We start from the raw sequence: 24,375 nt of genomic DNA on the forward strand, positions 1-24,375 counted from the left end.
GTGACCATGAACACCGCATCCCTCCTTGCCGTCTGCCGTGTCCACCAGTTGCTGCCCGACCCCGAGGGGAGTGTGGGAGTCACCGGCATGGACAAGCGTCCGGTGGAGGGGCCAGTCAAGGTTCACAAACTTGGGCTCCACGGGGATGTCCAGGCAAACCGGGTGGACCACGGTGGGGAAGACCAAGCCCTGTACGCGTATTCGCAGGCGGATGCGGACTACTGGTCAGGTGAGCTGCAGCGGGAGTTACCTGCCGGCGTCTTCGGTGAGAACCTTCGCGTGGCCGGAATCGAAACCACCGGCGCGGTCATCGGGGAACGCTGGAAGATCGGCCTGGATGTGGAGCTGGAAGTCACGTCGCCGCGCGTACCGTGCGCTACGTTCCAACGGGTGATCGGCGAATCCCAATGGGTGAAGCGCTTCACGCAGGCCGGCCGGGTTGGAACCTACCTCCGGGTGATCAAGACGGGCACCATTTCCGCCGGAGACCATATCCACCGCACCTTCGTCCCCAAACACGGCATTACCGTAGGGCAGTGGTTCAGTGAACCCACCCCTGAACTGGTGCAGATCCTGTTGGATGCGGATGCCGATGGTGAGATCCGTTTGCAGGAGGACTACCATCCGGTCTTCGAAAAGGTACTGCGGAGAAACGGGCTCTAGAACCCTGGTGGGGGAGCCTTGCAACGCGGTGTGAACAAGCTCACCCGGACTTCGTGGACTCTCGACTCGCGGTGATGGGCCTCCGTGCCCTACACTTGAAATATCCCCCACTCCGGAAATCCCTTTATCCTGCCCAATTCTTGAGGCAGGACTGGTAAGTGTTGGGGCCCGCAAATGTGTGCGGGCATTTTCATAGGGAGAGCCGGCTAAAGAAAACGCTGTACAGACTGCTGGGATAGCAGCCAAGAGATGCAGCGGGAAGTCCTGCCATGGGATTGCGATAGCGCCGGACTTCTTGCGAAAGCAGGGCACCTTTTCCTGTTTCTCGCGACGAGTAATGCGGCCAGCCCAACCGGGCCGCGCCGACTGCCCTATGGATGAGGAATTTCCCCCTATGACCGAAAATCTCAACGAAAACTTCGACGCCAACACTGCTGAGTCCGCTGATGTAGCAGAGACCTCCGCACCCGCCGAAGCTAAAGCACCGGCTGCTGCCGCTGCCCCCGTCGAGACCGCTGCAGCTGAGACTGCAGCACCCACCTTCACTGAAGCTCCTGCCCCGAAGGCAGAAGAAGAGGAAGAAGAAGGCGTCCGCTTCGTCGATCTTGGCATCGACGGACGCGTTCTGGCCGCCCTGCAGGATGTCGGCTACGAAAAGCCGTCCCCCATCCAGGCAGCCACCATCCCGCTGCTCCTCGAAGGCCGCGACGTAGTTGGCCTCGCCCAGACCGGTACCGGCAAGACCGCAGCGTTCGCTGTTCCTGCCCTGTCCCGCCTGGCCGAACTTCATGACCTCAACGGCCCGTCCCGCAAGACCCAGGCCCTGGTCCTGGCTCCCACACGTGAACTGGCGCTCCAGGTTGCGGAGGCTTTCACCTCCTACGCCAAGCACATTGATGATTTCACCGTGCTCCCGGTTTACGGCGGCTCGGCTTACGGCCCCCAGCTCGCAGGCCTTCGCCGCGGTGCCCAGGTTGTTGTAGGTACCCCCGGCCGAGTCATCGACCACATCGCCAAGGGCTCCCTGGACCTGTCCGAGCTCCAGTACCTGGTGCTGGACGAAGCTGACGAAATGCTGCGCATGGGCTTTGCCGATGACGTGGAGCAGATCTTCCAGCAGACTCCGGAAACCCGCCAGGTTGCGCTGTTCTCTGCCACCATGCCGGGCCAGATCCGCCGCATGTCCAAGCAGTACCTGAACAACCCGGCCGAGATCTCGGTGAAGTCCAAGACCACCACCGGCGCCAACACCAAGCAGCGCTACCTTCAGGTCATGGGCCCGCACAAGCTGGATGCCCTGACCCGCATCCTCGAGGTGGAAGAGTTCGACGGCGTCATTGCCTTCGTGCGCACCAAGATGGCTACAGAGGACCTCGCTGACAAGCTGAAGTCCCGCGGCTTCCAGGCTGCCGCCATCAACGGCGACATCCCGCAGCAGCAGCGCGAGCGCACTGTTGACGCGCTGAAGGAAGGCCGCATTGACATCCTCGTGGCCACCGACGTCGCGGCCCGTGGCCTTGACGTTGAGCGCATCAGCCACGTGATCAACTACGACATCCCCCACGACACCGAGTCCTACGTGCACCGCATCGGACGTACGGGCCGTGCGGGCCGTTCCGGTGACGCCATCCTCTTCATGACGCCGCGTGAGAAGTACTTGCTGCGTTCCATCGAAAAGGCAACGCGCCAGCCGGTGGAGCAGATGCACCTGCCGACGGCTGAGACCGTGAACACGCTGCGTCTGGGCAAATTCGCCGAGCGCATCACCGAGACCCTCGCGTCCGAGGATGTTGCAGCGTTCCGCGACCTCATCTCCTCCTACGAGGAAGAGCACAACGTTCCGGCATCGGAGATCGCTGCAGCCTTGGCCGTCATGGCCCAGGGTGGACAGCCGCTGCTGGTCAAGGAACTGCCTGCCGCTCCTGAGTACCAGAAGCGCGAGCGCTCCAAGGACGGCTTCGGCTCACGTGGCCCGACCCGTGCACTCACCGAGGGCAACGCCACCTACCGGATCTCCGTGGGACGCCGTCAGCGCGTCATGCCGGGCTCCATCGTTGGCGCCATTGCCAACGAAGGCGGCATCTCGTCCGCACAGATCGGCGGCATCGACATCCGCTCGGACCACTCCCTGGTGGAGCTCCCGGCAGACCTGAGCCCCGAGCAGCTGCGCGCACTCTCCCGCACCCGCATCGGTGGCGAACTGATCAACCTTGAGCTGGATAACGGCCGCAGGCCCAGTGGCGATCGTGGCGGTTACTCCGGTGGCGGCGCTGGCGGACGTGGCGGCTATGGCGACCGCGAAAACCGTGGCGGCGGAAACTTCAAGGGTGCCGGTGGCTTCAAGAAGGACTTCCGCAAGTCCGACGGCGAGCGGACCTCCGCTGACCGTGGCGGCCGCTCCTACAGCGACCGCTCCGAGCGCACCGCAGGCAGCTTCGGCGACCGCGATCGCGGACAGGCCAGCGGTTCACGCTTCGGTGGTCACGGTGATGGCGCACGCAAGCCCCGCAGTGGCGGCGAAGGCGGACACCGCGATTTCAACCGCAAGGGCAAGTGGTAAACACTTCCTTGGTGATCATCACTAAGTAGTTCCCGTCAGGGGGTCGGCTTTCGAGCCGGCCCCCTGACGCGTTTAACCCCTCGTTCCGGGCTTTGTTCGCTTTTCAGGCCTTCTGCGGTGGGAGTACTGAACGACACCGGGTTCCACGGGGCCGGGCCCGGCCGTACGATCGAGGCACGGCTGAACACAAGCAGAAATCGGGAGGGTGCTCCATGGGATTGCTGGATAACGTGAAGAAGAACCTGGGCTTCGGCGGCAAGGACGCTGGTGAAAGAAGCGTGGCAGCTCCTGTAGACCAGAATCAGGGTGCTGTAGACCGGAGTGCGGCGAGCCAGGCAGCGGAGGATGCTGCCGCCGTCGAGGTTTCCGCCGCGGACAAGGCTGCTGCGGAGGCTGCTGCCGCACAGGCGGCCCAGCAGCAGGCTGCTGCGGACGCCGCAGCAGCGCAGGAGGCCGAACAGGAGGGTTTGGAACCCGAGGCCCCGGAAGTTCAACCGCAGGCGCAAGAGGCCGCCTCTGAGGCCGCCGCAGGGACCGGCCAGCCCGGGCCGGTGGCACCGCGGGTCACGGAGGTTGTGGTGGAGCAGGGAGACACCATGGGTGGAATCGCTGCGCAGTACGGCGTGGACCTTGGAGCCCTCATCGCCACGAACGCAGATACGGTGCCCAATCCGGACCAGATCTACCCCGGGCAGGTGCTCCGGCTGCCCTGATTCGGCAGCCCAAAGAGGCAACGGCGATTGCCAGGGGCGCGAGATATGGATCAGGAAATCTGCGTCTTCGCAAATTGTGTCGGCGCCGTTTTTCCGCGTTTTCTCGCCGATTTGTAGCTTCCGAAAACGTCCGGTAGAGTATTTACTCGTTGCCCCCCTAGCTCAGTGGTAGAGCGCGTTCTTGGTAAGAACGAGGTCACCGGATCGATTCCGGTGGGGGGCTCTGGATGAGGGCCTGTGTCAAGGCGGTTTTGACCGGCTTGACACAGGTTTTTCTCATTCGTGGCGGTGTAGCTCAGTTGGTTAGAGCGCACGACTCATAATCGTGAGGTCGGGAGATCGAGCCTCCCCACCGCTACAGAGCAAGGCCCCGCAGCATTCGCCTGCGGGGTCTTTTTTTGTTCAGTGGGACAGAATGGGTCCATGAGCCGAATCGCAATCATTGGCGGCCACGGGAAAGTGGCCCTTCATCTGTCCCGCATTCTTAGTGGCGAAGGTCACGACGTCACGTCTTTCATCCGCAATCCCGATCATGTGGCAGATGTCACGGAGACCGGCGCAACTGCTGACGTGCTGGATGTGGAAAATTCGACGACGGCGGAACTCGCCCAAGCGCTCGAGGGCCACGACGCCGTGGTCTGGTCGGCCGGGGCGGGCGGAGGCAATCCCGCCAGGACCTATGCCGTGGATCGTGACGCAGCCATCCGCTCGATGGATGCGGCGGCCGAGGCCGGCGTCAAGCGGTACGTGATGGTGTCCTACATCGGAGCCGCCAAAGATCACGGCGTCCCGGAAGACCACCCGTTCTTCGCCTATGCCGAGGCCAAAGCGGCGGCAGACGACTACTTGCGAAGCACCGACCTCGACTGGACCGTCTTGGGCCCGGGAACTTTGACGAACGAGCCCGCGACCGGTCTGATCGAAACGAACCCAGCCAACCCCGGCAATGACACGGAGACCTCCAGGGCCAACGTTGCCTTGGTGACAGCGGCCGTCCTGGAACTGCCGGGGACCATCCACCGGACCATCAGGTTCAAGGATGGTACCGACGATGTTGTGGACGCCCTCACGGAGGACTGACACAGCACTGCCGATTCAGACGTTGCCTCATCGCCGGGATAGGCCTGTGCACCGGGATATGTTGGTAGGGAACTTTTTCGGCTTGGCCTGGGGAAGTGCCGTGTAACTTCAGGGGAAGCAGGAAAATGGATCAGTTGGCGCTCATTGTCGGGTTGCTGCTTGCAACGGTGGTGGCAGTGGGCTTGGGGGACAGGCTCCGGCTTCCCTACCCCGTCCTGATGCTGCTTCTGGCTGTTGCGCTCACCTTCATTCCGGGCTTCCCCGAGTTTGAGATCTCGCCTGAGCTGATCCTGCCCATCTTCCTTCCGCCCTTGCTTTTCGCAACGGCGCAGAAGAGTTCCTGGGCGGTTTTCCGCGTGCGCTGGCGGACGCTCCTGCTGATGGCTGTGGCCCTGGTGGTAGTGTCCACGGCCGTGGTGGCTGGTGCTGCGTGGCTCATGATCCCGGGCATCGGTATTCCGGCTGCCATTGCACTGGGTGCCATGGTGGCCCCGCCGGACCCTGTCGCCGTGGAGTCCGTGGCGGGCCGCGTGCACATGCCGCGCCGGCTCATCACGGTTCTTCAGAGCGAGGGCCTCTTCAATGACGCCGCGGCAATCGTGATCTTCCAGGCAGCGGTGGCGGCAACACTATCCGGTAAGGAAGTGGGCCCGGAAGTTGTTCCGCAGTTCGTCATTGGCGCTGCGCTGGCTGTTCTGATTGGCATTGCGATGGGCTGGCTGACCAAGTTCATCACCACGCTGGTGACCTCCATGGTTGCCCGTAGCGCAGTGACCTTGGTGGTTCCTTTTGCCGCATACATTCTCGCTGAAGAGCTGCACGCCTCAGGTGTGGTGGCCGTCGTCGTCACCGCCTTGGAACTGCAGCGTCATACGCGGCCGCAGGACGCCGCAGAGCGGATTACGCGCACCGCCTTCTGGGACGTGGTGGAGCTTCTGGCCACAGGGCTCGCCTTTGGACTGGTGGGACTGGAGATCCGTCACGTCATCCGCGATGAAGGTACTGCCATTTTCGGGATGATCGGTATGGCTGTGGTGATCTGCATCCTGGTGTTCGTGGTGCGCTTCCTCTGGCTGGGTCTCCTCGCCCTCACTGCACGTAAGCGCAGAAACCTGTTGCAACCGACGTCGCCCAAGGAAGTGCTGATCCTGACATGGTGCGGCATGCGCGGCCTGGCCACCTTGGCGCTTGCTTTGGCACTCCCCATGACCTTGCCGGATGGCAGTGACTTCCCGGCCCGTCACGAGATCCTGGTGATTGCCTGCGCGGTGCTTCTGGCCACCTTGGTCCTCCCCGGACTCACCCTGCCATGGCTCATGCGCGTCCTGGACGCGACGGAGGACGGATCACATGAACAGGATGCCGCCAAGGTCCTTGCCAAGCGGGCCCAGTCGGCTGCCGTGGCTGCTTTGAAGGACCATGACCTCATGAAGGAACTCCCCGCCGAGAAGGTGGCCTTGGTCAAGGAAAAGATGCGCCGCCTCCATGCCGAGCTATTGGATGGCACGCTGCAGAACGAATCCGTTGCTGAGAAGCGCAAGCGTGGACGGGAACTGTCCATCGCCGTGCAGACCATCGCACTCGATGCCGCCCGCCAGGAAGTGGTGGCAGCCCGCAACGAGCCAGGCACCGATCCGGAAGTGGCTGACAGGGTCCTCCGGCAACTGGACCTGCGGACAATGTCCATGCCGGACTAAGGTCCAAGCCGGACTATGTTGTTGCCACCTCGGGTCAATCCCGGATCAGCCCGCGGCAATCTGCTTTGACAGTGACGCCGGATTGAGATCCAGTGCGTTCTCTTCCACATAGTCCAACGCGTGGCGGATCGCGCCGAGGGACACAATGCCATCTCCCAGCGCTGACGTTGCCAGGCGCGGGGGAGTGAAGGTGAAGTCGGGCACGTGCTTTTCCATGGCTGGGATCAGGGTCCGGGCAGAATCCGCGACGGCTCCGGCGATAACCACCAGTTCGGGATTGACCAAGGTACTGATGGAGCCAATCACGCGGGCCATGCGGTGCGCCATACGGTCCATGACCTTGCGCCCTGCCGGGTCGCCTTCCTTTGCCGCCCTGAAAACCATCTCCGCCGTCAGGGCTTCGGGATCACCACCGCACAGTCCGCGCAGTTTGGTGTCCGCGCCGGAATCGAGGGCTTCCCTGCCCCAGAGGGTTGCGTAATGGGCAATGCCGTAGGTGTCGCCCACCCCGTCTACGTTGTCCAAGTATCCCAGCTCGCCAAAGCCACCAACCTGCCCGTGGAGCAAGCGGCCGGATTCCAGGATGCCGGACCCCAAACGGTCGCCGGCCAGCATGACTACCAGGTTGTCGACTCCCTGTGCGCTGCCCTGCCAACGTTCTGCGAGGGCTGCGAGGTTGGCATCGTTTTCCAAGAGTACGTGCCAACCGTGGCGCTCGGACACGATCTTGCGGACATCGAACGATTTCCAGAATTCCTGTGCCCTGAGGACCTCGCCCCCGCGGCTGACCGGGGCAGCCACGCCAACAGACACGGCTAGGACGGAGTCGGCGGATACGCCCGCCTTTTCCAAGGCCTCTGCCGCGATACTGTCCAGCACGTCTGCGCGTTCCTTGGCCGGGACGTTGTAGGCACGGAAAGGCCTCGTGACCTGGGACAAGGGCCTACCGGCCATGTCGGCCACAATCGCTGTGATCTTGTTGGCGCCGATGTCAATGCCGATCACGCTGGCTGCACTGTCGTCAAAAATGAAGCGCCGCGCAGGCCGGCCTTTGACGTAGTCACCGGCTCCTCGCTGGTTCTCCAATTCCTGGAGCCATCCGAGGCGGACCAGTTCGTCGCAGATTGAAATGACGGTGGCTCGTGACAGCCCGGTGGCAGCCATCAGCTCGGTGCCGGTGACGATGCCCGCACCGCGCATGGCTTTGAGCATGGCGCTGGCGTTGACCCTGCGTACCAGTTGCGTTGACGGTGCGGTCCCGGTCTGCATACGGAGCTCCCACTCTCAGCCGTCCTATCGGAGTGATAGAGCGGTCTCTCTAAATTTAGTGCATAAATTTAGATGACGACGCATTTCACCAAACTCTTGACCCTGTGGCGGCCATCACTCACCATGGTTAGCGATAGGACGTAAATTTACCTCCTATCTAAACTTCGGGTGGCGATGCGCATGGTCCGCCGCACGATGGAAATGCGGCCACTGAGGTCCGCAAGACGAAAGGGCTACGGTGTCTGTGAAATCGACACGCAGGAAACGCTTTGCAGCAATGGGCCTGGGCTTGGCACTGCTCGCCGGCCTACTCTCCGGCTGCACCGGGGACCCGGGGGAATCGGCCAAGGAGACCATCCGCTTCACGTTCAGCAAGCGGGAAGCCATCGGGTTCATGACCAAACTTGTTGCCGACTATAACGCGTCCCAGGACGAAACCGAGGTGGTACTCGACACTTCCGGCGTCGACGTCGTGTCCGCGAGTTTTGTTCGCGGAAATCCGCCGGACATCGCCCTGGCCAACTACAACATGGAGACGTCCCGGTTCGTCCAGCGCGGAGCGTTGAGCGACCTGTCAGGGACGGAGGCGGCATCCCGCGTCCGCGAGGACCTCCGGCCGCTCATGGAACAGTACGGTTCGTATCCCGGCCGGACCAGTGCCCTGCCCTATTCGGTCATGGCGTCCTCCGTGATCTATAACAAGGAAATCTTCGCTGCCAACAACATTGCCGTGCCCACCACCTGGTCTGAGTTGATCGCGGCGTGCGAAGCGCTGGAGGCGGCTGGAGTAACGCCGTTCTATGCCACCTGGAAGGATGACTGGACCATTGCCCAAGGGTGGTTTGATTACTCGGTAGGCGGCCAGGTGGACACCCTTGACTTCTTCAAGAAGCTTGATGCTGAAGGCGTGGATGTTGGGCCGGAGTCTTCAGTTTCATTCCAGAAGGACTTTGACCAGCCCGTCCGGAAAATGTTGACGCTGGCAAAGAGCTACGTTAACAAGGACGCTGCGAGCCGGGCGTACGGCGATGGCAACCTGGCGTTCTCACAGGGCAAAGCTGCAATGTATCTGCAAGGTCCGTGGGCCTTCAGCGAGATCGCCAAGACCGCTCCCGACCTGAAGCTCGGAACATTTCCGCTGCCGATGACTGAGGACCCCAACGACTTGCGCGTCCGCGTCAATGTGGACCTCGCGGCTTGGATTCCGGAGGCCTCCAAGCATAAGGACGCTGCGCGTGGCTTCCTCGAGTATCTGTACCGGCCCGAGGTGATTGATGCTTACAACAAATCGCAGCTGGGTTTCACGCCTACCAAGGAGACCGCAAATGTCCCGGACCCTCGGATTGAGGGAATGGTGGAGTACTACGAAAACGGCAAGGTTTATCAGGGTCCCTCTGTGCTCGTTCCCCGCACCATCCCCATCATGAACTACACGCAGGCAATCGTGTTCGGCGCACCCCCTGCATCCACCCTCCGCACCCTCGACGCAGATTGGGCGCGCCTGGCGTTCCGCCAGTAGTGCAGACCATAGGGAGTCAGCTACATGTCCACCATCACCACCCCCACAACATCCAAGCAGGGACCTCAAAAGCAGGGCCGCCAAAAGCAGGGTCACCAACCCCCGCGCAGCAGGCGGCGCGTTGAACCGATCTTCTACCTTTTCCTGGTGCCCAGCCTCATTCTCTTCACGCTGGCCATCACGATTCCCGGCATCATGGGCATCTTCTTCAGTTTCACGAACTCCATAGGAATCGGTGACTGGGAGTTCATCGGCCTCACCAATTACATCGCGATCTTCAGTGACCCGGCGATCCTGCAGAGTTACCTCTTCACTTTCGGATTCTCCATCGTCACAGTGATCGCGGTGAACGTGGTCGCCTTCCTTCTGGCCGTCGGGCTCACTGCGCGCATCCGGATGAAGTCGGCGCTCCGGACCATCTTTGTCATTCCCATGGTGGTTTCCGGCATCATCATCGCCTACGTCTTCAACTTCCTGTTTTCGAACTCCCTGCCATCCCTGGGCGCCGCGGCAGGAATTCCATGGCTGGAAAGCAGCCTGCTGGCCAATCCGGACCTCGCCTGGATTGCGATCGTGCTGGTCACGGCCTGGCAGGCAGTCCCCGGGGCTCTGCTCATCTACATTGCGGGCCTGGTTGCGGTGCCCGGCGATGTGTATGAGGCCGCGGAAATCGACGGAGCGAGCAAATTCCAGCAGCTTCTGAAGATCACGCTTCCGCTGGTAGCCGGTTACGTGGTCATCAACATCATTCTCGGGTTCAAGGGCTTCCTCAACGCCTACGACATCATCGTCGGGCTGACGAACGGAGGCCCGGGAACCTCTACGCGGAGCATCGCGATGACTGTCATTTCCGGCTTCAACGGCGGGGACTACGCCTATCAGATGGCCAACGCGACGATCTTCTTCGTGGTCGCCATCCTCATCTCTCTCGTACAGCTCTCGTTGACTCGCGGACGGAATGCACTGTAATGACCAACCAATTGATGACCAAAAAATCCAGTTCCAAAGTTGAACGCGTCAACTGGCCGGCAACCACCGTCCTCGTCCTTTGTGCCGTGACTGTGCTTCTTCCCCTGTATGTCACGGTCTCCATGGCTTTCAAGACCCAGGGGCAGGCTGTTGATGGCAATGCTTTCTCCTTCCCCGCACCCTTCAGCCTGGAAGGCTTCGTCCAGGCCTGGACCCTCACGAACTTCCCGGTGGGGGCCGCGATGTCGTTGCTGGTGACGGCGGGAACCGTACTTGCCACGATCATCCTGGCCGCCTTCGCCTCCTACGCGATCGTGCGGAACTGGGAGCGGCGGCTGTTCAGGTACTCGTTCTTCTACCTTCTGGGGGCCATGTTCATCCCCTTCCCTGTGGTTGCGCTGCCGCAGATTCAGCTCACAGGCCGCCTCGGCCTGGACAACCCGTTCGGCGTGATCCTGCTGGCCACCATGTTCCAGCTGAGTTTCAGTGTCCTTCTCTTTACCGCGTTCCTCCGATCGATCCCGATGGAACTGGAGGAGAGCGCCAGGATAGACGGCGCAACAACCTGGCAGACCTTTTGGAAACTGATCTTCCCGCTGCTGGCACCGATGAGCGCAACCGTGGGGATCTTCGCGTTCCTCTATGCATGGAACGACTTCATGATGCCGTCGCTGATCATTTCCGATCCGGCAATGCAGACGCTTCCCGTGCGGCAGAACCTTTTCCAAACGCAGTTCAGCAACAACTATCACGTGTCCTTCGCCTCTTACCTGATGGCAATGGCGCCGGCGATCGTCGCTTACTTGTTTACGCAGCGCTGGGTCATGGCCGGTGTGACACAAGGTGCCGTCAAGGGCTAGCAGTTGTTGACCTTCCCGGACCGGCGTTTCATACTGGTGCGGAAGATAAATTTAGATTCTAAATCAAAGGAGTTTCGTGAGCACTTCCGCCACTCAGGCACACCGCACCGACGCCCACCGCATGTCCGATCCGAATTGGTGGCGCCAAGCGGCCGTCTACCAGATCTACCCGCGCAGCTTCTACGACGCCAACGGTGACGGACTCGGAGACATCAAGGGCATCACGGCCAAAGTCCCGTACCTGAAAGAGCTGGGGATCGACGCCGTCTGGCTGAGTCCGTTCTACCCGTCGGCGCTCGCAGACGGCGGCTACGACGTGGACGACTACCGCAATGTGGATCCTAAACTGGGGACCCTCGAGGACTTCGATGAGATGGCCGCAGCCCTGCACGGTGCAGGTATCAAGATCGTGGTGGACATCGTTCCCAACCACTCCTCCGACCGTCACGAGTGGTTCAAGGAAGCGCTGGCCTCACCCAAGGGCTCCGCGGCCCGCGGCCGCTACATCTTCCGCGACGGTCGGGGCGAAAATGGCGAGCTGCCGCCGTCGGACTGGGACTCTGTCTTCGGCGGACCCATCTGGGAGCGGATCACCGAACCTGACGGCACGCCCGGACAGTGGTACCTGCACATCTTCGCCAAGGAGCAGCCGGACTTCAATTGGGAGAACCCGGAGGTCCGTGAAGACTTCTTGAAGACCCTGCGCTTCTGGTCGGATCGCGGCGTGGACGGTTTCCGCATCGACGTTGCCCACGGCATGGCCAAGGATCTCTCCGAGCCGCTGCCCATGAAGGCTGACCTGGAAGCCAAAGCCCACGGCACGGACGGCTTCACCGACGGTTCCCACCCGTTCTGGGACCGCGACGAAGTCCACGAGGTCTACGCCGAGTGGCGCAAACTCTTTAACGAGTACAACCCGCCGCGCACCGCCGTCGCCGAGGCCTGGGTCCACGAGTCCCGCCGCTCCCGCTACGCCAGCCCTGAAGGACTGGGCCAGGCCTTCAACTTCGACCTTCTGCAGTCCGACTACGACGCTGCCTCCTTCCGGAAGATCATCACGGACAACCTGGTAGCAGCCAAGGAATCGGGGGCCTCCTCCACATGGGTCTTCTCCAACCACGACGTCGTCCGCCACGCCACCCGGTACGGCCTGCCCAAGGGTGGCTCCGTAGCGCAGGGAACCAATGCGGCGCAGGACATCACTGGGGACAAGCCCAAGGGCCAGGACGGCAAGGGTTGGCTGCTGGCCGGCGCGCCGGCTGAAGAGCTCGACGTCGAACTTGGCTTGCGCCGTGCGCGCGCCGCGACGCTCTTGCTGCTTGCGCTCCCCGGCTCCGCCTACCTCTACCAAGGTGAAGAGCTCGGCCTGCGTGAAGTCTCGGAAATTCCTGACTCCGAACGCCAGGACCCGTCCTTCTTCCGGAACCCCGGTGTCGAGATTGGCCGCGATGGTTGCCGTGTACCGCTGCCGTGGACCGCGGAGGGTGCTTCCTTCGGATTCGGCGCGGGTAAAGCACACCTTCCGCAGCCGGAGTGGTTCAAGGACTATGCAGTGTCCAAGCAGGAGGGCGTGGAAGGTTCCACCTTGGAGCTCTACCGGAAGGCTCTGAGCCTGCGTAGCGAACTCCAGACCGATGAGGAACTTGAGTGGGTGGAGACCGGCAACCAGGACGTGCTTCACTTCGTCCGCCCCGGTGGCTGGCATACAGTGACCAACTTCGGCAGCCAGCCTGTGGAGCTTCCGGAAGGAAACGTTGTGGTCACCAGTGCTCCGCTGGAGGATGGCAAGCTGCCGGCCGACACCACCGCGTGGATTGTCGGCAACGCGTAAGCGCTGCGGCAGAATCCTAAGTTATGACTACTGAGAACGGGCGGGGACGCCTCATTTACGGCTGCATGGGACTCGGTGGCCCTTGGGACGGCACGTCCTATGGGCCCTCGGAGATCGATCAGGCCGCTGCGGTGATCGAAGCCGCCCAAGGGATCGGCATTGAGCTTTTCGACCATGCGGATATCTATCGCAGCGGAAAGTCCGAGGCCGTCTTTGGTGAAGTCCTCGCCCGTTCACAGGGTCTGCGCGACAAGATCCAGCTTCAGACCAAATGCGGGATAAGGCTGGGGGAGCGCGGACTGCAGACGCATTACGACCTCAGCGGTCACGCCATCCTTGAACGGGTCAACGAAAGCCTGAAGCGGCTGCAGACGGACTACGTGGACGTGCTGCTCCTGCACCGGCCCGATCCGTTGATGGACCCGCGCGAGGTGGCGGACGCCGTCGGACAGCTCATGGCCGAAGGCAAGGTGCGGCAGTTGGGTGTGTCCAACATGTCCGGCGCCCAAATCGCGTTCCTGCAGGACGAGTTGGAGGCGCCGATCGTGGCGAACCAGCTTGAAATGAGCCTGCTTCGCCGGGGCTGGCTGGAGAGCACCGTGCTGGTCAACCATGCGGAGAATCTGGAATACAGCTTTCCGCACGGGACTCTTGAGCACTGCATGGCCAAGCGAATTGAACTTCAGGCATACGGATCGTTGGCCCAGGGTCGCTATACAGGTGCGCCGTCCGCGGAGCATTCGCCGGCCGAGTCGGCGACAGCGGACATGCTTGAAAAACTGGCGGGGGAGAAGAACACCACGCCGGAGTCGGTGCTGCTGGGCTGGCTGATGAAGCACCCGGCCAGGATCTCGCCGGTAGTGGGAACCACCAACCCTGCCCGAATCGCTGCTTGCGGCGATGCCGCCTCCGTGGCTGCCGGCATGACCCGAGCCGAGTGGTACGGACTGTGGGTGGCGGCGCGGGGAAGCAACATCCCCTAACGCAACTGAGCCGCAGTTGAGGCCGCTTCCAACACTGAAAACGGCCTGAACTGCGGCTCAGATGGATTACAACAGCAACACATGCTACGAGGCGTGGCTGATCGGAGCGACCACGGAGTAGGTGCTCGAGTCACCCTGCAAGGCCTGGCTTGGCTTGCCGTCGATGCTCACCGGGATGTCGCCCGCGATGGTCACGCGGTTGAGCTTGCGGGGCTGGCCGTCGTAGTTGTCCGGTGCGTAGTGCTGCGTGATGCGGTTATCGAACAGGACCACCTGGTTGGGCTCCCAGTTCACCCTGACCACGTTCTCCGGCCGCGTTACGTACGCCTGCAGCAGGCGGATGATGTCCTTTGATTCAGTGTTGGACAAGCCCACGATCCTGAGCCGCTGCGCGAAGCCCCCAATGAACAATCCGCGCTCGCCGGTCAACGGGTGGACCCGCACCACGGGGTGGGCGGTTTCGAACTTCAGCCGGGTGAATTCCTTGCGTCGTTCTTCCGCATTGGAGTGCTCAAGGTTCTTGGGCACCGAGTAGTCGTAGTCGTTGGTGTGGATGGCCCACAGGGTGTCCGCGAAGTTCCGCAATTCCTCCGGGAGGTCCTGGTATGCCCCGGCCGAGGACGCGATCAGGGTCTCCCCACCGTAGGCGGGGAGATCGATGCTGCGCAGTGTGGAGGCCTGCGGCGGGTTCACTACGAAGGTGACGTCCGTGTGCCAATTGTTGGCCGAGCCATTCTCGCTGTCCACGGGCAGGACATTCTCTTCGCCGTCCACCGAAGCCACCGTCGGGTGCGCCTTGGTGAGCGGGCCGAAGTGGCTGGCGAACTTCACCTGGGCTTCATCGGTGAGGATGTTGGCCTCGCGGAAAACAAGTGCCTTGTGCTCGTTCAACGCAGCCCGGATGTGCGCCACAGTTTCTTCGCTCAGGTCACCGCTGATGTCCAGGCCACGGATTTCGGCGCCGATGCGGGAACCGAGTTTGGCGAACTCGAGTTTGGTTTCGGTGATAACTGTCATGACGTGTTCCTTACTTGTTGTTGTGGTGATGGTTGCGGCAGGTGCCGCGGGGTGGGTCAGGAAGCGGCAGCGCCAACAGCGGTCCGCCAGCGGGAGAAGTGCTTTTCAAGGGCCACCAGCAGGAAGTTCACGCCGAGCCCCAGCAAGGACACCGTGAGGATGCCCGCGTACATATCCGGGATGAGGAAGCTGCTCTGCGCATTCACAATCAGGTAACCCAGCCCAGCCTTGGCTCCCACCATTTCAGCGGCGATCAGCACCAGGATGGAGGCGGTGCCGGCCATACGTATACCCGTGAAGATCGTGGGCACTGCCGACGGGAGAATGACCTTCTGGAAGAGCTGGAAGCTGTTAAGCCCCAGGGAGCGAGCGGCCCTGATCAGCAGGGGATCCACCGTCTTCACACCGGCAATGGTGTTGAGGAGCACCGGGAAGAAGGCCGCGTACGCCACGATGCTGATCTTGGATTCCTCACCGATGCCCAGCAGCAGCGTGAACACGGGTAGAAGGGCAAGCGCCGCTGTGTTTCGGAAAAGCTCCAGCAAGGGGTTCAGGACTGAGTTCAGGCGTCCATACCAGGCAATGAGCAAGCCCAGCGAGACACCCGCCACCAGCGCTGCGCCGAAGCCGGCCACGGACCGGGTGAGGCTGGCCGCGATATGGCCCTGGATGGTGCCGGCTTCGAAAAGCTTGCCCCAAGCCAACAGCACTTCATGCAGCGGCGGAAGGAACACCCTGGTGGACGGGCTCGCCAAATACGTGGGTCCAAGTTCCCACAGCGCCAGGAAAGCCAGGACCGCTGCGGACTTCCACAGACCGGACCCCACGGCACCGGCGACGCGTCGCGCTATGCCGGGTGCCGGCGTCGTACGCTTTTCAGTTGCCACCTGAGTAACGGAACGTTCGACGGCGGCACTTGGGTCAGCCGCGGTACTCGCCCTGGACGCTGTGGCGGCAGTTTCGGCTTGAGTGAGTGTGGTGGTCATCAGGCGGCGCTCCTTTCGGTGATGGTCGCCGGTTCGTCCGGTGCGCTGCCGTCCGGCAGGATCTTGCGGTGGCCGGCGTCCTGGGCCCGGCGGACTTCGTCGTGCAGGAGCGTCCACACCTGGTGGCGGTGCTCCACGAAGGCAGGATTGGAGCGGATGTCCTCGTCGCCGTCGCGGTCCGGGATGTTGATGTCCACGATCTCCTTGAGCCGGCCGGGGCGGGCGCTCAGCACAGCAACGCGTTCGCCGAGGTACACAGCTTCATCGATGCCATGCGTGATGAAGACGATGGTCTTGCCGGTGGCCTTCCAGATCCTGAGGAGCTCATCCTGAAGCTGCTCGCGGGTCTGGGCGTCCAAGGCTGCGAACGGCTCGTCCATCAGCAGCACATCCGGCTCGTAGGCCAGGCTTCGGGCGATGGCAACACGCTGCTTCATGCCGCCGGAGAGTTCGTGTGGGTAGCGGTCCTCGAAGCCGGCGAGCCCCACCAGGGCCAGGTATTCGCTGGCCTTCGCGGCCCGTTCGCGGCGGTTCAGCTTCTTGCCATCCGGACCCACACCTTCGAGCCCGATGGAGACGTTGGCCGACGCCGTCCGCCACGGGAACAACGCGTACTGCTGGAACACCACGGCGCGGTCCTTGCCCGGCCCTGTGACGGCTTTGCCGTCCACCAGGACTTCACCGGACGTGGGCGTGGAGAGCCCGGCCAGGAGGTCCAGGAGGGTGGTCTTGCCCGAACCGCTGGGCCCAACCAAGGTGAGGAATTCGCCGTCGCGGACGTCCAAGCTCAAGGAATCTATGGCGGTGAGGCGCGTGGCGCTTGTGGTTTTGGTGGCCCGGACCGTGAATTCCTTGGTGACGTTCCTGAGGCTGATTTTGGCGGTCATGGCTATCCCTTCGCTGCCGCGAGCTCGTTGAACTCGTTCGTGTAGTACTTGGAGGGCGTGAGCTTGTCCTTGACGATTCCCGACGAGTTCAGCCAGGCCTCCCAGCGGGTGAAGTCCTCATCCTTGACCACACCGTTTTCCGGAACGCCGGGGCTCTTCCAGAACTTCAGGTTGGCTGTGCTCTCATTGCGGCCACGGCTCTCGATGATCTTGGTGTAGCGCGCAATGACCTCATCGCGGGGCGTTTCAGTTGCCCACTTGAGTGCTTTTGCGATGGCCGTGGTGAAGGTCCGTGTGGTGGTGGGGTTCTTCTCGATGAAGTCGTTGCGGAGCACAATCTGGCCGCCGGCGAACGTGCCGAACAGCTCGTAGTCGTTGAACAGCGACCTCAACCCACCGGCCTCGATAGCCCGGTCCTGCAGGACGCCGCCCAGTGTTCCGACGTCTACTTGTCCGCGCCGGATGGCTTCTTCGGTGTCATTCGGCGCGAGTGGCACCAGTTGGACTTGCTTGATCTCGTCCTGGCTGAGCCCGTTCTTTGTCAGGTAGGTGTTGATGACGGCCTCATGGTGGGCACCGAGGGTGTTCACGGCGATCTTCTTGCCGATCAGGTCCCGCGGTTCCTTGATGGCGCTGTCCGCCTTCACGTAGTAGCCGCTGAAGTTCTTCTCGTCGGCACCGTAGTAGTTGATGACACCCTTCACGGGCGCTCCGGCTTCGATCAGCTTGGTGACGGCGCCGGTGAAGGCGCCCCCAAAATCGGTCTGGTTCGTGGCCGCGGACTGGATGTCCTGGGGGCCGCTGGTGGTGTTTCCCACCCACTTCAGCTTGACGTCACCCAGGTATCCAAGGTCTTCCGCCAGTTCCGGGAAGGTGACCTGGTTGGCCCAGCCTTGGTACCGGAGTTCCGTCACTTCAGTGCCGGCTTGGCCGCCTTGCCCGGCTTCGGCTGCACCGCCGCAGCCGGACACCGTCAGCGCTAGTACGACGGCGGCCGCGACGCTCAGCAGGGGCAGATGCAGTTTCATGGGAGCTACTTTCGATGGGTTGCGATGTTGTTGGGTGGCCGGCTTACGCAAGGGCTTGGGAGCCTTGCAACGGCTTGGGAACGATGTAAACCCATTCCGACGCCGGCTGGGAAGTGCTGCGGTAACTCCCGGAAACCCTGCGAAACAGCCCGAAACGGAACGAAATCCGGGGCCATTCCCGGCAACCCTGGGACACAAAGACGCCGTGTTGAGTCCCGTGAACAACGGCGACAGGTGGGGAGGTTATGACTGGCGCGTACCGCCGTCGGGCGTTCATACTGCGGGACCCCACAGTCATATGGGGTTTAGTTCGTATTGATCCTCACAACCGGGCGGAATTCTTCGCTGTGCGGGGTGCCGGACGGATACGGTAGATACATGACGTCTAGCATCGCCGCCGAATCAGTTCGGCCTACCCGCAATATTCCCGCCGACATCGCCCGTTCCTGGCTTCTTGTGAATGCTATGAAGACGGAGCTTTTTGACGAATCCGCGGGTTCACGGGCAGACGCCATCATCCTTGACATCGAAGACGCCGTCGACCCTTCCCAGAAGGACATTGCCCGCGAGAATGTCATCAACTGGTTGACCGCCGGTGGCAAGGCATGGGTCCGCATCAATGACGCCACCAGCCCGTTCTGGGCGGATGACCTCGCTGGATTGCGCGGCACCCCGGGCCTGCTCGGCGTCATGCTCGCCAAGACCGAGTCCGCTGACCAGGTCACAGAGTCCTACCACCGCATGGACGGCAAGACTCCCGTCATCGCGCTGGTTGAGTCCGCCCTTGGCATCGAGGAAGCCAACCACATCGCCCGTGCACAGGGTGCTTTCCGTCTTGCTTTCGGTTCCGGCGACTTCCGCCGCGACACCGGCATGGCGGCCACCCCTGAGGCCATGGCCTACCCGCGCGCAAAGCTCGTCGTCGCCAGCCGCGTTGGCAACCTGCCGGGCCCCATCGACGGCCCTACCGTCGGCACCAACCACCCGATCCTTCGCGAGCAGACGGGCATCACCGTGACCATGGGCATGACCGGCAAGCTCTGCCTGGCCATCGACCAGACCACCGTGATCAACGAGGTCATCAGCCCCACGCCTTCGGACGTTGCCTGGGCCACGGACTTCATGAGCGACTTCGAGGCCAACGGCCGGGTCATCCGCGATGGTTCCGACCTCCCTCGCCTGGGCCGTGCTGAGAAGATCATGAAGCTCGCAGTGGCCTTCGGAGTCCAGCCTTCCCTGTAAGCATGCTTGTTCACGGGGTCGCTTGGGACACTTCGTTGCCGTCGCTGCGAATGTTCACGCCGGACGCGGAGTTCAGTGACGTTGCGTTGGCCCAGGGTTCAGCCTTGGGCCTGCGCGTTATTCCCGGCTTGTGGTGCCTTGGGCACACCAAAGTCCACGGCCCCGGGGATCGGACGCATGTCCCGTGCCGCAGCGGTTCTCCAGCTGAGCGTGGGAAGCAATGTGGAGCATGCTTCGCGCGGGACGACTCCCGGCTGATGCACGACTTCCACCGCGGCACCTCCGTTCCCACCGGTCTCCGCGCCTACCTGATGCAACCGCACTGGCTCTACGTGGCCACTTTCGGAAACGGTGCCACAAAAGTGGGGACGGCCTCCGCACCGCGGAAATGGAACAGGCTTGCCGAACAGGGCGCTGTGCACGCCTCCTATGTGGCGCAAGCCGAGGACGGCCGCGTAGTTCGTGTTCTCGAGGACTTGGTGACCCGCGAGCTCGGTCTCGTCCAACAGGTCCGTTCCGCCGCCAAAGCCGCAGGACTTGTGGAGCCGCGTGCCGGCGTCGAGCTTTTGACGCTGAACCGGCAGCATGCCGGCCAGGTGCGCGAACTGCTGGGTGGCCTGGCGATGTCCGGTTACACGGTTGTGGAGGAAGAGTGGGAACGGCCGGCTTTCGCCGAGCGGCTCTGTGTTGCCGCTGACGAAGGAGCTCGTCGCCATCCGTACCCGGCAACGTTCGACGGCGGCGGGCACGGTTTGCGGATCCTCTCGCTGTCGGGGGCGATCGCCTTGGCGGGCCTGCCGGACGCTTCGGGTAATGAGGTAGAGGGCATTTTTGTGGCAGACCTGGGCGCTTTGAAGGGTCGCAAGATCGAGTTCGGCCCGCACACCACGGAAATCCCGGCGTTGCAGGACTCCCTGTTCTAGCTGGTTGTGGGGCCCGCTATGCAGGGTATTTCGGGGTTTTAGGGTGCAGAGTAGGCCCCGCAACGTGCGCCGGTAGACTTGGACGGTGCTAGAAGAATTTTGGGCCACCGCCTCCACGTCCTATAAGGCGCTGGTTTTCAGCGCAATGGGACTCATCGCAGTCGGGCTCGTGCTGTCCATTGTGGGGAACACCTCCGGTAATCAGGGCTTGGCCATAGCTTCGTTGCCCGTCATTGGCGTTGGCTTGCTGCTTCATGTTGCCGGACTTGTGGTCCGCGGCCAGAAGATCCGCAAGAGCTATAAGAAGTAACGTCTTCACTCAAGCAACGCGCTGCACTCGAGCTCCCGAGGCCCGATAGGGTTGGAGCATGAGTATCAATCCGGACCTGCAGGGCCGAAGCTACCCTGCCGCAGAGGTATACGACGTCGGCCGAGAAAAGATCCGCGAGTTTGCCACGGCCGTGAAAGCCAACAACCCCGCGCATTTCGATGTTGAGGCGGCCAAGGCCCTGGGCCACAGCGACCTCGTAGCCCCGCCGACATTCGCCATCATCGTTGCCCAGCGTGCTGACGCCCAGCTGGTGCAGGACCCGGAGTCGGGCATCGACTTCTCCCGGGTGGTCCACGCCGACCAGCGGTTCACGCACCACCGCGCCATCGTCGCCGGCGACCGCCTTGTTGCCGAGCTGCACGTTGACGGAGTGCGCGCCATGGGCGGGGGAGCCATGATCACTACCCGTTCAGAGATTTCCACCGAGGCGGGCGAAAAGGTCGCCACCACCACGTCGTCCATCTTGGTCCGCGGAGAGGGACAGTAACCATGAGCCCCACATTCGAAGAACTGAAGGTCGGCCAGGAAATCGGCAACCGCAGCATTGATGTCACCCGCCAGGACCTGGTCAAGTACGCCGGGGCCTCGGGTGACTTCAACCCGATCCACTGGAATGAATCGTTCGCAACCTCCGTGGAACTGCCGGGTGTCATCGCACACGGCATGTTCACCATGGGTGCCGCAGTGCAATTAGTGAGCGACTGGGCAGTGGACCCCGCCGCCGTCGTCGACTACCAGACCCGCTTCACCAAGCCCGTCCTCGTCACCGACACCACCGGGACACATGAGGCCGGCGCCGTCATCGATGTCACCGGCGTGGTGGGAGCGCTCGACGCCGATGCCCGCACCGCACGTATCGATCTCACCGTGGTTGCGGGCGGACAGAAGGTCCTCATGAAGTCACAGGCGGTTGTGAAGCTCTCTTGAACCAACCGAACACCTCCCAACGGCGCGCTACCTCGACTGAAATGTCGCGGTGGCGCGCCGCTGTTCTGGCTTCATACGCGGCAAGCGGTATTGCATTCGCCACGTGGGTTTCCCGCCTCCCTGCCATCCGCGACGGACTGAATCTCACGCCGGGCGGCATCGGTCTTTTGCTCATGTGCATGACGGTGGCATCGTTCATCTCGATCTCAGCCTCGGGGCTTATTGTGCTGCGGCTCGGTCCCAAGCTGACCACGAGGATCGGCAGCTGCATGGTGGGCGCAGGGCTGGTCATCGTGGGTGTGGGCACCTCTATTGCAGCCAATCCACTGGTGGTCGCTGCAGGCTTGGTAGTCCTTGGCCTGGGCACGGCCAGCTGGAACACTGCGTCCAATGTGGAAGGTGCGTCGCTTGAACGCGAGTTGGAGCGGCACATCATGCCTCACCTGCACGGTGCTTTCAGCCTCGGAACCGTGGCCGCTGCCGGGTTCGGTGCCTGGGCTGCTGCCATCCACATGCCGGTGTTCTGGCATTTCCTGATCTCGGGCGTCGTAGTAACGGCGTCGGTGGTGGCAGCAACGTTCTGGTTCCGTGCCGAAAAGACCGCCGCAGATATGCAGACCTACCGCTCGAAGGAAACGGATACCTTCCAGGATCCTTCCACGGGTCCGCTGCCCATCATCACTGCCGGTTCGGCCGGCCCTCAGGCGGACGCGGGCAAAGCCGCCGTTCCACTGGATAACAAGCGGCTCGTGGCTCTTGCCTGGCGTGACCGCCGTACTTTGCTGATCGGCGTCCTCGTCCTCGGTTTGGCCTTGGCAGAAGGAGCCGCCGGGGACTGGGTGGCATTGGCCCTCGCTGACGGCTACGGGCAGTCCGATGCCGCTGGGGCTGTCGGTTATGGGCTCTTCGTCACCTTCATGACCATCGGCCGTTTCACCGGCACTGTCATCCTGGATCGTTTTGGCCGCGTAGTGGTGATGCGCTGGTGCTCGGCCACCGCCGTCGTGGGCCTTGCGATGTTTGTTTTTGCTCCGGTCCCGTGGCTCGCGTTCGTGGCCTTGGCCGTGTGGGGCCTGGGTGCCTCACTCGGATTCCCCGTGGGGATGTCTGCCGCTGCGGATGATCCTGTGCACGCAGCGGCCCGTGTGTCAGTGGTGTCCACCATAGGCTATGGCGCCTTCTTGTGTGGTCCTCCGCTCCTGGGGCTACTGGCGGAACATTTCGGCATCCTGCATTCACTGCTGGCGCCCTTGCTGTTGCTGGTGGTCAGCTTCTTCCTGGCGCCATTGGCCGGTCAGCAGAAGGCGCCGTCCGCGCAGCCCAACGAAGCCCGTTAGGCTTGATTGGTGACCCAAACGCTGCTTTCCGAACTGACCACTGCTGCCGTTGGCGGCCCCGCGGGCAACTATGTTGAGGCCCGCACAGAGGCAGAAATTATCGACGCCGTCCGGTCCGCCGACGCTGCGGGGGAAAAACTCCTGATCATCGGCGGTGGCTCGAACCTGCTGATCTCCGACGACGGCTACCCGGGTACAGTCCTGAAGATCGCTTCCGAGGGCTTCACAGTCAACTCGGAGGACAGCTGCGGAGGCGTATCCGTGGTGGTGCAGGCGGGCCACAACTGGGACGCCCTGGTGGAATACTCGGTGCTGCACGCCTGGTCCGGCCTGGAGGCCTTGTCCGGGATACCGGGAGCCACCGGAGCCACCCCGGTGCAGAACGTGGGAGCCTATGGCGCAGACGTTTCCCAAACCATTGCAGCTGTCCGTACCTGGGACCGCGAACGCAATGCAGTGCAGACGTTCACCAACTCCGAACTCAAGTTCGGCTACCGCGACTCCATCCTGAAGCAGACCACCGTCCAGGGTTCACCCCGCTATGTTGTGCTGACCGTCGAGTTCCAGCTGCCACTGGGACGCATGAGCGCCCCGGTCCGGTACGGTGAATTGGCCCGCGTGCTGGGCGTAGAGGCCGGCAAGCGTGCGTACTCCAACGATGTACGGAGGGAAGTCCTCCGGCTCCGTGCGTCCAAGGGCATGGTGCTGGATCCGGAAGATCGCGACACCTATTCCACGGGCTCCTTCTTCACCAACCCGATCGTGCCAGCGGAGCGTGCCTCAGCTCTGCCGGAGGACGCGCCCCGATATCCCGCTGGTGAGTACGGGCTCGTGAAGCTCTCCGCTGCGTGGCTCATAGACCAGGCCGGATTTGGCAAAGGCTTCGGTCTGGAGGAATCCAGCGTCTCCGGTGGGCGGGCTTCCCTGTCCACCAAACACACACTTGCCATCACCAACAGGGGTTCAGCCTCGGCCGCGGACATGGTGGCCGTCGCACGCGAGGTGCGTACCGGCGTCGTCGAACGCTTTGGCATCGAACTGCACCCGGAACCCTTGTTGATCGGCGTCAGCCTCTAGCGAGTGCGCCTCTCGGCTATCGGCAGGACTTTGTTGAGCAGCAGGAACGTGAGGCCGCAGCTGACCGCTCCCAGCAGGAAGATCTGGCTAAAAGCGATACTTTGCGGCGACGGTCCGCTGGGCATGAACAGCCCGGCCGTGGCGAAGCCGACCAAGCCCAGGAGCAGGACGATCGCTCCGAGCAAGAAGCTGCGGACCTGGGCAGCGGCTGCCGGGTAGAACCAGGGTTCGGGGGCGTCGTCGTCGCGGTCGGCTACGGGTTGGGTGGCGGCAGCGGTTCCGATGAGAAGGGCGGCTGCCGCAGTTGCCACCAGGCTTACTGTCTGGATGGCCTGCATTGAAGGGGAAAGGCTTACTCCGGTCCCTACCGCCACGATCAGCCCGGCTCCAAGCCCGGCGAGCGTGCAGAACCAGCCGGCGGTAGCCAACCACCGGCTCATCGGCCGCACGAACGGAGCTAGATCACCAAAAAGCAT

At 62.6% G+C, this 24,375-nt stretch carries 23 protein-coding genes and 2 tRNA genes; 19 read left to right on the plus strand and 6 right to left on the minus strand.

Features of this window, described 5'->3' with window-relative positions:
• Positions 1 to 6: 6 nt before the first annotated feature.
• The 7 genes from A477_RS0117420 to A477_RS0117450 all read left to right on the plus strand — a co-directional run bounded on the left by A477_RS0117420 (position 7) and on the right by A477_RS0117450 (position 6,713).
• Positions 7 to 663 carry an MOSC domain-containing protein gene (locus tag A477_RS0117420; protein ID WP_026005732.1) on the plus strand — a complete coding sequence of 219 codons (657 nt, stop codon included), beginning with the start codon at positions 7 to 9 and terminating at the stop codon, positions 661 to 663.
• Positions 664 to 1,057: 394 nt separating this feature from the next.
• Positions 1,058 to 3,223 (plus strand): DEAD/DEAH box helicase, encoded by a 2,166-nt coding sequence (locus tag A477_RS0117425; RefSeq protein WP_017200216.1) that lies wholly within the window; start codon positions 1,058 to 1,060, stop codon positions 3,221 to 3,223.
• 212 nt (positions 3,224 to 3,435) lie between these two features.
• Positions 3,436 to 3,936, plus strand: coding sequence for a LysM peptidoglycan-binding domain-containing protein (locus tag A477_RS0117430; RefSeq protein ID WP_017200217.1), 501 nt, complete (start codon positions 3,436 to 3,438; stop codon positions 3,934 to 3,936).
• A 151-nt stretch (positions 3,937 to 4,087) separates the two neighbouring features.
• A tRNA-Thr gene (locus A477_RS0117435) sits at positions 4,088 to 4,159 on the plus strand.
• A 61-nt stretch (positions 4,160 to 4,220) separates the two neighbouring features.
• Positions 4,221 to 4,294 (plus strand) — tRNA-Met (locus A477_RS0117440).
• 65 nt (positions 4,295 to 4,359) lie between these two features.
• Positions 4,360 to 5,016 (plus strand): SDR family oxidoreductase, encoded by a 657-nt coding sequence (locus A477_RS0117445; RefSeq protein WP_026005733.1) that lies wholly within the window; start codon positions 4,360 to 4,362, stop codon positions 5,014 to 5,016.
• Between the two features lie 125 nt (positions 5,017 to 5,141).
• Entirely contained in the window at positions 5,142 to 6,713 is a 1,572-nt protein-coding gene (locus A477_RS0117450) for a Na+/H+ antiporter (protein ID WP_026005734.1), read from the plus strand.
• Positions 6,714 to 6,758: 45 nt separating this feature from the next.
• Here the strand turns inward: A477_RS0117450 and A477_RS0117455 are convergent, their stop codons facing one another.
• Positions 6,759 to 7,982, minus strand: coding sequence for an ROK family protein (locus tag A477_RS0117455; protein WP_017200220.1), 1,224 nt, complete (start codon positions 7,980 to 7,982; stop codon positions 6,759 to 6,761).
• A 238-nt stretch (positions 7,983 to 8,220) separates the two neighbouring features.
• Here A477_RS0117455 and A477_RS0117460 point away from each other — a divergent pair, with 238 nt between their 5' ends.
• The 5 genes from A477_RS0117460 (at position 8,221) to A477_RS0117480 (ending at position 14,144) form a co-directional block, all read left to right on the plus strand.
• Positions 8,221 to 9,501 carry an ABC transporter substrate-binding protein gene (locus A477_RS0117460; protein WP_017200221.1) on the plus strand — a complete coding sequence of 427 codons (1,281 nt, stop codon included), beginning with the start codon at positions 8,221 to 8,223 and terminating at the stop codon, positions 9,499 to 9,501.
• A 24-nt stretch (positions 9,502 to 9,525) separates the two neighbouring features.
• Positions 9,526 to 10,470, plus strand: a complete 945-nt coding sequence (locus A477_RS0117465) for a carbohydrate ABC transporter permease (RefSeq protein ID WP_017200222.1) — start codon at positions 9,526 to 9,528, stop codon at positions 10,468 to 10,470.
• Positions 10,470 to 11,330, plus strand: coding sequence for a carbohydrate ABC transporter permease (locus A477_RS0117470; protein ID WP_017200223.1), 861 nt, complete (start codon positions 10,470 to 10,472; stop codon positions 11,328 to 11,330). The genes A477_RS0117465 and A477_RS0117470 overlap by 1 nt, the downstream gene beginning before the upstream one ends.
• 76 nt (positions 11,331 to 11,406) lie before the next feature.
• On the plus strand, positions 11,407 to 13,161 hold the full coding sequence (locus A477_RS0117475) for a glycoside hydrolase family 13 protein (protein ID WP_017200224.1): 1,755 nt from the start codon (positions 11,407 to 11,409) through the stop codon (positions 13,159 to 13,161).
• A 23-nt stretch (positions 13,162 to 13,184) separates the two neighbouring features.
• On the plus strand, positions 13,185 to 14,144 hold the full coding sequence (locus A477_RS0117480) for an aldo/keto reductase (RefSeq protein WP_044569124.1): 960 nt from the start codon (positions 13,185 to 13,187) through the stop codon (positions 14,142 to 14,144).
• Positions 14,145 to 14,228: 84 nt separating this feature from the next.
• Here the strand turns inward: A477_RS0117480 and A477_RS0117485 are convergent, their stop codons facing one another.
• Genes A477_RS0117485 through A477_RS0117500 form a run of 4 tightly spaced genes read right to left on the minus strand, consistent with a single transcriptional unit; the run spans position 14,229 to position 18,062 of the window.
• Positions 14,229 to 15,161: a TauD/TfdA dioxygenase family protein gene (locus tag A477_RS0117485; RefSeq protein ID WP_017200226.1), complete on the minus strand. Its 933-nt coding sequence runs from the start codon at positions 15,159 to 15,161 to the stop codon at positions 14,229 to 14,231.
• Between the two features lie 56 nt (positions 15,162 to 15,217).
• Positions 15,218 to 16,147 (minus strand): ABC transporter permease, encoded by a 930-nt coding sequence (locus A477_RS0117490; RefSeq protein WP_017200227.1) that lies wholly within the window; start codon positions 16,145 to 16,147, stop codon positions 15,218 to 15,220.
• The gene (locus A477_RS0117495; RefSeq protein WP_017200228.1) at positions 16,147 to 17,034 is read right to left on the minus strand and encodes an ABC transporter ATP-binding protein; all 888 of its coding nucleotides are present in this window, start codon (positions 17,032 to 17,034) and stop codon (positions 16,147 to 16,149) included. Before A477_RS0117495 ends, A477_RS0117490 begins: the two co-directional genes overlap by 1 nt.
• A 2-nt stretch (positions 17,035 to 17,036) precedes the next feature.
• Positions 17,037 to 18,062: an ABC transporter substrate-binding protein gene (locus tag A477_RS0117500; RefSeq protein WP_026005736.1), complete on the minus strand. Its 1,026-nt coding sequence runs from the start codon at positions 18,060 to 18,062 to the stop codon at positions 17,037 to 17,039.
• Between the two features lie 378 nt (positions 18,063 to 18,440).
• Between A477_RS0117500 and A477_RS0117505 the strand changes: the two genes are divergently transcribed.
• The 7 genes from A477_RS0117505 (at position 18,441) to A477_RS0117535 (ending at position 23,899) form a co-directional block, all read left to right on the plus strand.
• A complete protein-coding gene (locus A477_RS0117505; protein WP_017200229.1) occupies positions 18,441 to 19,304 on the plus strand; it encodes an HpcH/HpaI aldolase/citrate lyase family protein in 864 nt (287 codons plus the stop codon).
• A 2-nt stretch (positions 19,305 to 19,306) separates the two neighbouring features.
• Positions 19,307 to 20,227 (plus strand): DUF2797 domain-containing protein, encoded by a 921-nt coding sequence (locus A477_RS0117510; RefSeq protein ID WP_017200230.1) that lies wholly within the window; start codon positions 19,307 to 19,309, stop codon positions 20,225 to 20,227.
• 85 nt (positions 20,228 to 20,312) lie between these two features.
• Positions 20,313 to 20,537, plus strand: a complete 225-nt coding sequence (locus A477_RS0117515; protein WP_017200231.1) for a DUF3188 domain-containing protein — start codon at positions 20,313 to 20,315, stop codon at positions 20,535 to 20,537.
• A 58-nt stretch (positions 20,538 to 20,595) separates the two neighbouring features.
• Positions 20,596 to 21,045, plus strand: coding sequence for an FAS1-like dehydratase domain-containing protein (locus tag A477_RS0117520; protein ID WP_017200232.1), 450 nt, complete (start codon positions 20,596 to 20,598; stop codon positions 21,043 to 21,045).
• 2 nt (positions 21,046 to 21,047) lie between these two features.
• Positions 21,048 to 21,485, plus strand: coding sequence for a MaoC family dehydratase (locus A477_RS0117525; RefSeq protein ID WP_017200233.1), 438 nt, complete (start codon positions 21,048 to 21,050; stop codon positions 21,483 to 21,485).
• Between the two features lie 41 nt (positions 21,486 to 21,526).
• Positions 21,527 to 22,822: an MFS transporter gene (locus A477_RS0117530; protein ID WP_192812021.1), complete on the plus strand. Its 1,296-nt coding sequence runs from the start codon at positions 21,527 to 21,529 to the stop codon at positions 22,820 to 22,822.
• Between the two features lie 9 nt (positions 22,823 to 22,831).
• Entirely contained in the window at positions 22,832 to 23,899 is a 1,068-nt protein-coding gene (locus A477_RS0117535) for a UDP-N-acetylmuramate dehydrogenase (RefSeq protein ID WP_017200235.1), read from the plus strand.
• On the opposite strand, the gene A477_RS0117540 is transcribed toward A477_RS0117535, so the two are convergent.
• The gene (locus A477_RS0117540) at positions 23,896 to 24,375 is read right to left on the minus strand and encodes a hypothetical protein (protein ID WP_017200236.1); all 480 of its coding nucleotides are present in this window, start codon (positions 24,373 to 24,375) and stop codon (positions 23,896 to 23,898) included. The genes A477_RS0117535 and A477_RS0117540 overlap by 4 nt on opposite strands.

It is taken from the genome of Arthrobacter sp. M2012083, from assembly GCF_000281065.1.
GTDB lineage: Bacteria > Actinomycetota > Actinomycetes > Actinomycetales > Micrococcaceae > Arthrobacter.

Excerpts from the sequence above, each read along its gene's own strand:
- A477_RS0117420 (WP_026005732.1), top strand. The coding sequence starts at position 7 with ATGAACACCGCATCCCTCCTTGCCGTCTGCCGTGTCCACCAGTTGCTG.
- A477_RS0117425 (WP_017200216.1), top strand. The coding sequence starts at position 1,058 with ATGACCGAAAATCTCAACGAAAACTTCGACGCCAACACTGCTGAGTCC.
- A477_RS0117430 (WP_017200217.1), top strand. The coding sequence starts at position 3,436 with ATGGGATTGCTGGATAACGTGAAGAAGAACCTGGGCTTCGGCGGCAAG.
- A477_RS0117445 (WP_026005733.1), top strand. The coding sequence starts at position 4,360 with ATGAGCCGAATCGCAATCATTGGCGGCCACGGGAAAGTGGCCCTTCAT.
- A477_RS0117450 (WP_026005734.1), top strand. The coding sequence starts at position 5,142 with ATGGATCAGTTGGCGCTCATTGTCGGGTTGCTGCTTGCAACGGTGGTG.
- A477_RS0117455 (WP_017200220.1), bottom strand. The coding sequence starts at position 7,982 with ATGCAGACCGGGACCGCACCGTCAACGCAACTGGTACGCAGGGTCAAC.
- A477_RS0117465 (WP_017200222.1), top strand. The coding sequence starts at position 9,526 with ATGTCCACCATCACCACCCCCACAACATCCAAGCAGGGACCTCAAAAG.
- A477_RS0117470 (WP_017200223.1), top strand. The coding sequence starts at position 10,470 with ATGACCAACCAATTGATGACCAAAAAATCCAGTTCCAAAGTTGAACGC.
- A477_RS0117480 (WP_044569124.1), top strand. The coding sequence starts at position 13,185 with ATGACTACTGAGAACGGGCGGGGACGCCTCATTTACGGCTGCATGGGA.
- A477_RS0117485 (WP_017200226.1), bottom strand. The coding sequence starts at position 15,161 with ATGACAGTTATCACCGAAACCAAACTCGAGTTCGCCAAACTCGGTTCC.
- A477_RS0117490 (WP_017200227.1), bottom strand. The coding sequence starts at position 16,147 with ATGACCACCACACTCACTCAAGCCGAAACTGCCGCCACAGCGTCCAGG.
- A477_RS0117495 (WP_017200228.1), bottom strand. The coding sequence starts at position 17,034 with ATGACCGCCAAAATCAGCCTCAGGAACGTCACCAAGGAATTCACGGTC.
- A477_RS0117500 (WP_026005736.1), bottom strand. The coding sequence starts at position 18,062 with ATGAAACTGCATCTGCCCCTGCTGAGCGTCGCGGCCGCCGTCGTACTA.
- A477_RS0117505 (WP_017200229.1), top strand. The coding sequence starts at position 18,441 with ATGACGTCTAGCATCGCCGCCGAATCAGTTCGGCCTACCCGCAATATT.
- A477_RS0117510 (WP_017200230.1), top strand. The coding sequence starts at position 19,307 with ATGCTTGTTCACGGGGTCGCTTGGGACACTTCGTTGCCGTCGCTGCGA.
- A477_RS0117520 (WP_017200232.1), top strand. The coding sequence starts at position 20,596 with ATGAGTATCAATCCGGACCTGCAGGGCCGAAGCTACCCTGCCGCAGAG.
- A477_RS0117525 (WP_017200233.1), top strand. The coding sequence starts at position 21,048 with ATGAGCCCCACATTCGAAGAACTGAAGGTCGGCCAGGAAATCGGCAAC.
- A477_RS0117530 (WP_192812021.1), top strand. The coding sequence starts at position 21,527 with ATGTCGCGGTGGCGCGCCGCTGTTCTGGCTTCATACGCGGCAAGCGGT.
- A477_RS0117540 (WP_017200236.1), bottom strand. The coding sequence starts at position 24,375 with ATGCTTTTTGGTGATCTAGCTCCGTTCGTGCGGCCGATGAGCCGGTGG.